Here is a 7,782-nt window from a genome sequence, read left to right as displayed (position 1 = left end):
GTATGTTGACGGTCGCCCCCGGCTGTTCGATGCGCAGGGCGAGGCTGCCGAGGTCGAGGAAGCCAACGCTGAGATGGGAGTCGGGATCGTCGTCAAACTCGTTTTTAATGGTCAGTTTGCCGTCGCCGATGAAACAGGTGAAGTTTTCGATGGATACGTCGTTATCCAGGATGCTGGCGCTGATATTGAGGTCGCGGATCGGTTCCGGCTGGTCTTTGAGGTAGATCCTGGCGTCCTTGATGTCCAACGCCCCGCTCTTCATGATGAACTGGCCTTCAAAGGTGGAGATGCCGCAGTTGAGGTCGGCCTTGCCCCTGGCCGCTGTGATCATTTCCACGTTTTCGGTGAGCCAATCGAAGAAGTCCCCCTCGATCTCGAGATCGAGGACGCTGTTACCGTCGTAGAAGGTGTTGTTGGCCAGATTGTAATCGATGGCTCCGGAACCTTTCACACTGCCGAACTGGGGAGCGCGGACAGAAAGGGTGTCCACGACCAGCAGGGTTTTGGTTTGGGAGACGCGGATCAGAATGTCATCCAGGTCCACCACGTCGGGAATGGAGATGTGGGGCGATGAAACGCGGGCGTCAAAGCTGATATCCATTTCCGGGCTGAAAGCGTTTTCCACATAGAATCCCAGGACCGCGTCGATCGCTCCATCGGCCAAGGCTGAATACATCAGATCTCCGGTACCAAGCCCATTCGTGATCGCCTGTAACCGTAAATCCGGATTATCCTCCAGGCTGACCGTTCCTGTGAGGTCGATCAGGCGCCGGTACTGGTTGTTGATGCCGCCGCTGATCTCCACCTGTTCCGGATAGCCGTTTAGGTTCAGCACCCCCGAGAGCGTCCTGAGGCCGGGTATTTTGAATTCCTCAATCTCGAGTTCTGCGTTGATGACGCGCGAGCCTTCCCTGTTGTAATGGGCATTCAGCTTCACTCCAGCGATCTCCGGCAGTGCCAGTTCTGGAAAATAGGCGGCAACCGTTTCAATGTCCAGGTCCCTAAGGTTGAGGTCAAAGGCCAGGCCGCGCAGGTCGCCCAGGTTCCCCAGATCGGCATATCCACTCAGAAAGAGCTTGTCGTTCAGCCTCAGGGTATGCAGGGTCAGTATTTGCTCCTGGAGTTCGGCGATCAGTTCCAGGTCCAGCGGAACGCCGTTGAGGGTGGCTTCCGAGCTTTCCAGGATCGCCATGCCCTTATGGGAATCAAGGTCGTAGGAGGCGATCAGGTCCAAGCCGGCACTGAGGTCCAGGCTACCGTTCAAAACAAGGTCAAGCTGGGTGGAAAGCACGGCTTTGTTTCCAGAGAGGAAGGACGATATCCGGCCTTTGATTACGGGGTCGTAGGGCCGCAGGGATTCCAGCGGATAGATGTCCATCAGGGCCAGGGTGTTGAAATCTGCTTCCAGCAGGAGGCTGCGGTCAAGAATGTCTCCGATCAGACTGAGGTGGGTGCCGTCCGGGGAATCGAGCTCGAGATCAACATAGTAGTTCAGGACCTCACCCTGGCGGCCGGGGAAAAGATCAGCATGGCCGGATACCGATTCCAGGTTGAGCTTGCCCTGGGCGACAGATAGATTCAGGATCCTGGCCTTGACCTCGGGCAGCTTTTCATAGAAGGCAAGATCAATTTCCATGGCGGCGTTGATCTTCAGCTCCTCCACGGCCAGGCTGACCGGCGCTATGTCCAGGAAGGCTGAAATAGTGCCGGCTGGGGTGAAATAGGTCCCGCTGACTCTGATGGACTGGTTTTCCCAGATGGCGTCGTCCATGGCAAAGCTGAGAATCTCGTCCTCATAAGAGGCGGCGAGCTCAAGGTTGCGGGCGCTCTGAGGGCCGTAGGAGATCTCGTCCGAACTGGCGGCCAGACGCAAAACGGGGTCATCAATGCTTCCCCGCGCCTGCAGTTTGGCCGCGACCATGCCCCTGAGCTGGGGATCGAGCATGGCCAGGTCGAGCTCAAGATCAAGTTCGCTGGGGTCGAAAACGATCTTTCTCTGCAAACCGGACAGGCTTAGCCTGCCGCCTACAAAGCTGGTCCCAAGGCTGCTCTGGGCAAGGTCGGCCGCCAGTTTGTCCCCGTCGGATTCCGCCGTGAGCAGAGGAATGTGCAGCGGATATTGGGAAAACAGCAGGGCCTTGGTGTTCCAGAGGATCGCCTTGCCGTTCAGTTCCAGATCGGCGTATTTTTCCTTTTGGAAAACGTCTGCGACCAGATTGACCTCCGAGCTCAGATCAAGCACCTGGGGATGGCTGGCGAACAGGGGAATGTAGTTGCTGATCTCCACCCGGCCCCCACGCAAATAACCGTTGTCAAGGATCCCGGTGGCGTGGAGGGTCCCCTTGTTGGCGGTGACGGCAGTGAGGGTGATATTGGAAACTTTGGCGTTGAGGATGGAGATGTTCACCTGTTCAAGCTCTTCGCGCACTCTGAGCATGCCCGGTTCGATTATCTCGACGGGGGTGTTCACTTCGATCCTGAAGCGGGAATCGGTGACTTTCAGGTTGTTGAAGATCCTGGTCAGGTCTGGGATCTCCAGCTTTTTACGCGGTTTTTTGGGGCCCGGTTTGGGGATGACCAAGACGGTCACTTCACCCTGCACGATCTCCGTATGGTCGAGGATGTTGTTTAGCCTGAAGCCGGAAAAGATGAATTTGAGTAAGTTGAAACGAGCCCTGGCGCTGTCGATCCTGAACCCGAAAGAGCTGTCCGCGGCGGCGTAAGTGATGCCCTCAGCGAAAATCTGCTGGTCGCTGATGCTGAAATCCCTTATCTGAAATTCACCCTTGAGCGCCTTACCAGCCTCCCTTTCGATGATGCCCTTCACTCTTCCCTGCACATTAAAGGCGTACCAGGAGATGAAAAACACGGTGTTGATAACCAGGAGGATCAGGATCAGGGTCAGAAATTTGCGTGGGCGTCTCATGGCTTAGATCAGCTTTCCGTCCCTGAGCTCATAGGTTTTGGGGCTTTGTTTGGCCAATTCGCTGTCGTGGGTGACGATAACGAAGGTCTGCTGGAAGTCCCGGTTCAAGCGGCGGATCAATTCCCAAACCTCCGCGCTGTGCTGGGGGTCGAGGTTTCCGGTGGGCTCATCGGCGAGGATGATGCGCGGACGGTTGATCAGAGCCCGGGCCAGGGCCAGGCGCTGTTGCTCCCCGCCGCTGAGTTGATTGGGATAATGGCGGGCCCGTTCGGCCAGCCCCAAATTCTCCAAAAGCTCAGCGGAACGTTCCAGGGCAGCGTTTTTGGGCGAACCGGCGATGAGCATCGGGAGGGCGACGTTCTCGCGCGCGTTCAGGTCTTCGAGCAGATAGTGGAACTGAAAGACGAAGCCGATCTCGCGGTTGCGTATGCCGTGGGCTTTGGGATGGCGTGCTGAGACCTCAGTGCCGTTGATGCAGACCCTGCCTTGATCAGGGTCGTCAAGCAGGCCCAGGATGTGAAGCAGAGTGCTTTTTCCGCAGCCGGACTTGCCTGTGATGCAGACCAGTTCTCCGCTTTCCACTTCCAGGCTGGCATCGCGCAGCACGCGGATGTCCTGGCCTTTGTCGGCATAGGTTTTATACAGCGAGTATCCGGCAAGGCAGATCAATTCTCACCTCCTCAGGTATTGCGCAACAGATCGATTACCTGCATCTGGTCGATCCTGCGCAGGGGGATGCGGATGCAGAGCAAGACCAGGATGCCTGCAACGGCGAAGGTCAGGGCCTGGTTGAACGGTGAAACGAAAAGCTCCAGCCGGTCGATGAAATAAACGTCGCCCTTGAGGCGGTAGAAATTTTGCTTCACCACCAGCCAGGAAAGCAACCAGCCGAAAAGCTGGCCCAGAATGATGGAGGCCAGGCAGACGAGCGTCAGCTGGTGGCCCAGGATGTTCCTGACCGTTGCCGGTCCGGCGCCAAGGGCCTTGAGGACGGCGATCTCGTTCTTTTTGTCATAGATGAGGGTGAGCACGCTGCTGATCACATTTATTCCCGCGATGAGGACCAGAAAACTGAAGATGATGAAGATCAGCCATTTTTGCATCCTGACCAGGCGCAGCAGGGTGGTGTTGGCCACCGGGGCGGCATACAGGCTTCGGTCCAGCTCTTGTTCCCAGGCGGCGGCATAACGGGAGGCTTCATCCAGATACGCGCCCTTCAGCCTGACCTCGATGCCGCTGACGCCCAGGCTGATCCCCAGGATGGAACGGGCGTCCTCCATGCCGCTGATGATCAGGGTGCGGTCATATTCGTAATAGCCCGATCTATAGAGCCCCGCGATCACAAAGCTGTGCTGGTTGGGATACATGCCCAGGGGCGTGATGCGATCGAGGCGGGGATAGACGACGCTCAATGTGTCGCCGAGCGATAGGCCCAGTTCCCTGGCCAGATAATGGCCTACGACGACCTCGCCGGATTGGGGCCTGGCCGAGCCTTCACTGATGTATTTGGATATGCTTTCCTGGCCGGCGGGGCCAGCTTCATAGGCGCGCAGGACGCTTCCGCGCACCCTGTCCCCTTTGTAGGCCATCAGGCTGAAGGACAGGACGGGGCTTGAAGAGGCGACCTCCGGACGGCCTTCAAGCCAGGCCACGGTTTGGGAAACAGTGGCCGGACCGAGGTATCCGCCCCCGACGTCCTGGATCCGGACATGGGGAAATGAATCCAGCAAAACCTCTTTGAGGGCCCGTTCATAGCCTTCAAAAAGGTTCAGCGCGGCGGAAAGGATCCCCACCGAAAGGATGATCCCCAGCACCATGAAAACAAAGCTGAAACGCAGCAGATTGCGTCCCGGAGCGTTGATGTAGCGCTCCAGGAAAAGTTTTTCCGCGGGGTTCACTGGCTTTGGCCCTCTCCCGGAGGAAGATTGACGGTTTTTTCCACGGACACCGGCAGTTTCTGCAGCGGCGAGATGCGATTGATGATAAGTTCGGAGATCAGGCCCAAGGAGATGAACTGCAGCCCGCCCAGGATCATCGTGATGCCCAGAAACAGCGGGATGCGGTTCGTGACCGGCTGATAGTAGAAGATCTTCAGGACGGCCATGTAGACGATGATGGCGGTGCCCAGGAGCGCTGAGATCAGGCCGATCCTGCCAAAGAGGTAAAGCGGGCTCTTGATGTAGGTGGTCACCATCTTGACGGTCAGCAGGTCGAAGAATCCCCGCAAATAGCGTTCCAGGCCATATTTGGAGCGGCCAAAGAGGCGTTTGCGGTGTTCGACGGGGATCTCTGCTATCCGAAAGCCCAGGGCATTGGCCAAAGCAGGGATGTAGCGGTGCATTTCGCCATAGAGGTGCAGTTCTTTCACCAGCTCTCGGCGATAGGCTTTGAAGCCGCAATTGTAGTCCTTGAGCTTGAGCCTGAATGTGAGGGCGGTGACAAAGTTGAAGAAGCGGGAGGGGATGACCTTGTGCAGGGGATCGCGCCGTTTCTGCTTCCAGCCTGAGACCAGGTCCCAGCCTTCGTCGAGCTTGGCCAGGAATTTGGGGATCTCCGCTGGGTTATCCTGCAGATCGGCGTCCAGTGTGAAGACGACCTCCCCACGGGCGAGATCGAAGCCATATTGCAGGGCCGCGGCCTTGCCAAAATTGCGGCGGAACTTGACGATCCGGATATCAGGGTCAGCTTGGGCGAGTTCGGCCATGACGGGAAAACTCTGGTCGCGGCTGCCGTCATCAATGAAGATGATCTCATGGCCGTGAGAGCCGCAACTGGCGATGATCTCAGAGCACAACTGGCGTAGGGAGTCCTGTTCGTTGAGAACCGGAATTACGAATGATAGCAACATGTTCAGTCCTGTCAGATGAATACTTTGGTGATGGTCATCGCAAGCGCCGCCGCCAGGGGCATTTCCACATTGTCGTCCACGGGCAGGTTGCTCAGTTCAGCCAGGGTGGCGGCCCCGGCTCCGGTGAAGGCGATCAGGGGATGTTCCGCGTAGATCAGCCCGAAGATGAAACAGACGGCGAAGCAGGCTATGCTGCCCTCCAGGGATTTGTTGCTGTGCGCGAATTTCCGTTTGCCGAAATTAATGCCCACCATAGCCGCGAAGGTGTCTCCCAATGAAAGGAAGGCCATGGCGCAAAAAGCGATGTTCGGCTCGAAAAAGGCCACGCAGATCACGGCGGCAAAGAGCAGATAGGTGGCGCCGGTGAAGTCCCTCAGTTCGTGCTTGCGCAGGACCAGGCCAAACATCCACCAGAAGGTCTTGCGAAAGCCTTTCTGCCAAAAACGGTGGAATTCCACAATTAGCATGATAATGAAGGCGGCAAGGATTATATAGAACATCAGCTTCCGGTTGAACCCCAGGACATAACGGTATCCGAAAGGGATGATCAGAGAGCTGAGGTGGATGCTCTTGCGCAGGGTTTCCTTGAGTAGCAGCATGGCCTGTCCCAGCCTCAGCCGGTCATCTTGCTCCCGTGCAAAGCGATGATCCGCAACGTGTTGGGGGCCTTCCAGTTGATCAGCACGTCACTCTGCCTTCCCGGGGGCAGGGGATGGCTGTTGTGCTCGATGGTAAACAGAGGCAGCAGTTCTTCCGGCGTGACGTTCTGCAGCAGGAGGCGCGGTTCGGGATTTTGTTGCCCGAAAGGCAGCAGCAGTTCCAGGTGCTTCCAGTTTTCCCGGTTCAAACCGGCCAGGCTGAGGATCGCGTCCGGATCAGCGTCGATTTCTGGGGCCGCGTTGGCAAGTTTCTCGTTGAGAAAGTGGTTGTAGCATTCGAGGAATCCGTCGTATTTCTCGGGCTCGAGGGTGAAACCAGCCGCCTTGACGTGTCCGCCGAATTGCTTCAGATGCTCTTTGCAGAATGTAAAGGCCTCCACCATGTTGAATCCCTCGCCGCAACGGCCTTCGCAGACGATATCGCCATTGTGGGTCTTGAGCATTAGCGTGGGGATGCTGAGCTTGCCCAGGATATAGGTGGCTGCGGTTCCCAGCAGCGCATAGGGGATCACGTCTTCGTCGTCAAAATAGATGTAGGTATTGCTGTCGAAGCCCGACGAGATGGTGTCCAAAAAGCTGAAGACCCTGTTCAGTTCTGATTCCCATCTTTTTTTCTGGGATTCCATGTTTTGGAACAGGCCGGCTTTGGCCTCGCCCATTTGCAGCAGGAAGCGCATGGCCGTGTGTTGGCCGTTCTCCTCTCTGCCGTTGGCGATCAGGCGCGCGGTGTTTTGGATGAAATTGAAGATGTCCATGTCGCCGTCGATGCGGTTGTAATTGCGAAGGAGAAAATCTACGCTGGGATCCTCCAGTTCAGGCCAATTTTCGATCACATGCCGGACCAGGACCCTGTTCAGGCCTGTCATCGGCACCTTGTCCGCCACGGAGCCCACCGCGGTCCAGAAATACGCGGAAAGCGGTACCGGATGCCCCAGGATCCTGCCCAAATAGCGGATGAACATCAGGGTTACGCCCACCCCGGCCAATGATTTATAGGGATATTTGCACTCGGGCAGCTGCGGATTGACGATGCTGTGGGCCCCCGGAAGCTGCTCCGGCTGCACCAGATGGTGGTCGGTGATGATGGTCTCACAACCCATCAGGTTTAGTTTCTCAACTCCCGCGTGGCTGGCAATGCCGTTATCCACCGTGATCACCAGCTTATAGCCGCCCTTGCGCACATAATCCACGAAGTCCTGCTGGATCCCGTGGGAGGCAAGGTTGCGGTTGGGAATGTAGTAGTTATGCTTCTGGTAGCCGCAGGTGTTGAAGAATTGATAGAGGATGTAGGTGCTGGTAATCCCGTCCGGATCGTCGTGGCCAAAGATCACCAGGGGCTCGTTCCTGAA

General features: G+C 57.0%; 6 protein-coding genes. All 6 read right to left on the bottom strand.

Annotated elements, in window-relative coordinates; genetic code table 11:
* A partial coding sequence (locus K0B87_08855) for a hypothetical protein (GenBank protein MBW6514847.1) occupies window positions 1–2,926 on the bottom strand: 2,926 nt, incomplete at its 3' end.
* A 3-nt stretch (window positions 2,927–2,929) separates the two neighbouring features.
* Complete coding sequence (locus tag K0B87_08850; protein MBW6514846.1) at window positions 2,930–3,595, bottom strand: ABC transporter ATP-binding protein; 666 nt, start codon at window positions 3,593–3,595, stop codon at window positions 2,930–2,932.
* An 11-nt stretch (window positions 3,596–3,606) separates the two neighbouring features.
* A complete protein-coding gene (locus tag K0B87_08845; protein MBW6514845.1) occupies window positions 3,607–4,743 on the bottom strand; it encodes an ABC transporter permease in 1,137 nt (378 codons plus the stop codon).
* Between the two features lie 77 nt (window positions 4,744–4,820).
* A complete protein-coding gene (locus K0B87_08840; GenBank protein ID MBW6514844.1) occupies window positions 4,821–5,774 on the bottom strand; it encodes a glycosyltransferase family 2 protein in 954 nt (317 codons plus the stop codon).
* Between the two features lie 11 nt (window positions 5,775–5,785).
* Window positions 5,786–6,373 (bottom strand): phosphatidate cytidylyltransferase, encoded by a 588-nt coding sequence (locus tag K0B87_08835; protein MBW6514843.1) that lies wholly within the window; start codon window positions 6,371–6,373, stop codon window positions 5,786–5,788.
* A 14-nt stretch (window positions 6,374–6,387) separates the two neighbouring features.
* A partial coding sequence (locus K0B87_08830; protein MBW6514842.1) for a DHH family phosphoesterase occupies window positions 6,388–7,782 on the bottom strand: 1,395 nt, incomplete at its 5' end.

This window comes from Candidatus Syntrophosphaera sp. (genome assembly GCA_019429425.1).
In the GTDB taxonomy this organism is placed as follows: domain Bacteria; phylum Cloacimonadota; class Cloacimonadia; order Cloacimonadales; family Cloacimonadaceae; genus Syntrophosphaera.
The sequence above is the reverse complement of the archived record's forward strand: the minus strand, read 5'-3'. Positions and strand labels throughout refer to the sequence as shown.

Excerpts from the sequence above, each read along its gene's own strand:
- K0B87_08845 (MBW6514845.1), bottom strand. The coding sequence starts at position 4,743 with ATGGTGCTGGGGATCATCCTTTCGGTGGGGATCCTTTCCGCCGCGCTG.
- K0B87_08840 (MBW6514844.1), bottom strand. The coding sequence starts at position 5,774 with ATGTTGCTATCATTCGTAATTCCGGTTCTCAACGAACAGGACTCCCTA.
- K0B87_08835 (MBW6514843.1), bottom strand. The coding sequence starts at position 6,373 with ATGCTGCTACTCAAGGAAACCCTGCGCAAGAGCATCCACCTCAGCTCT.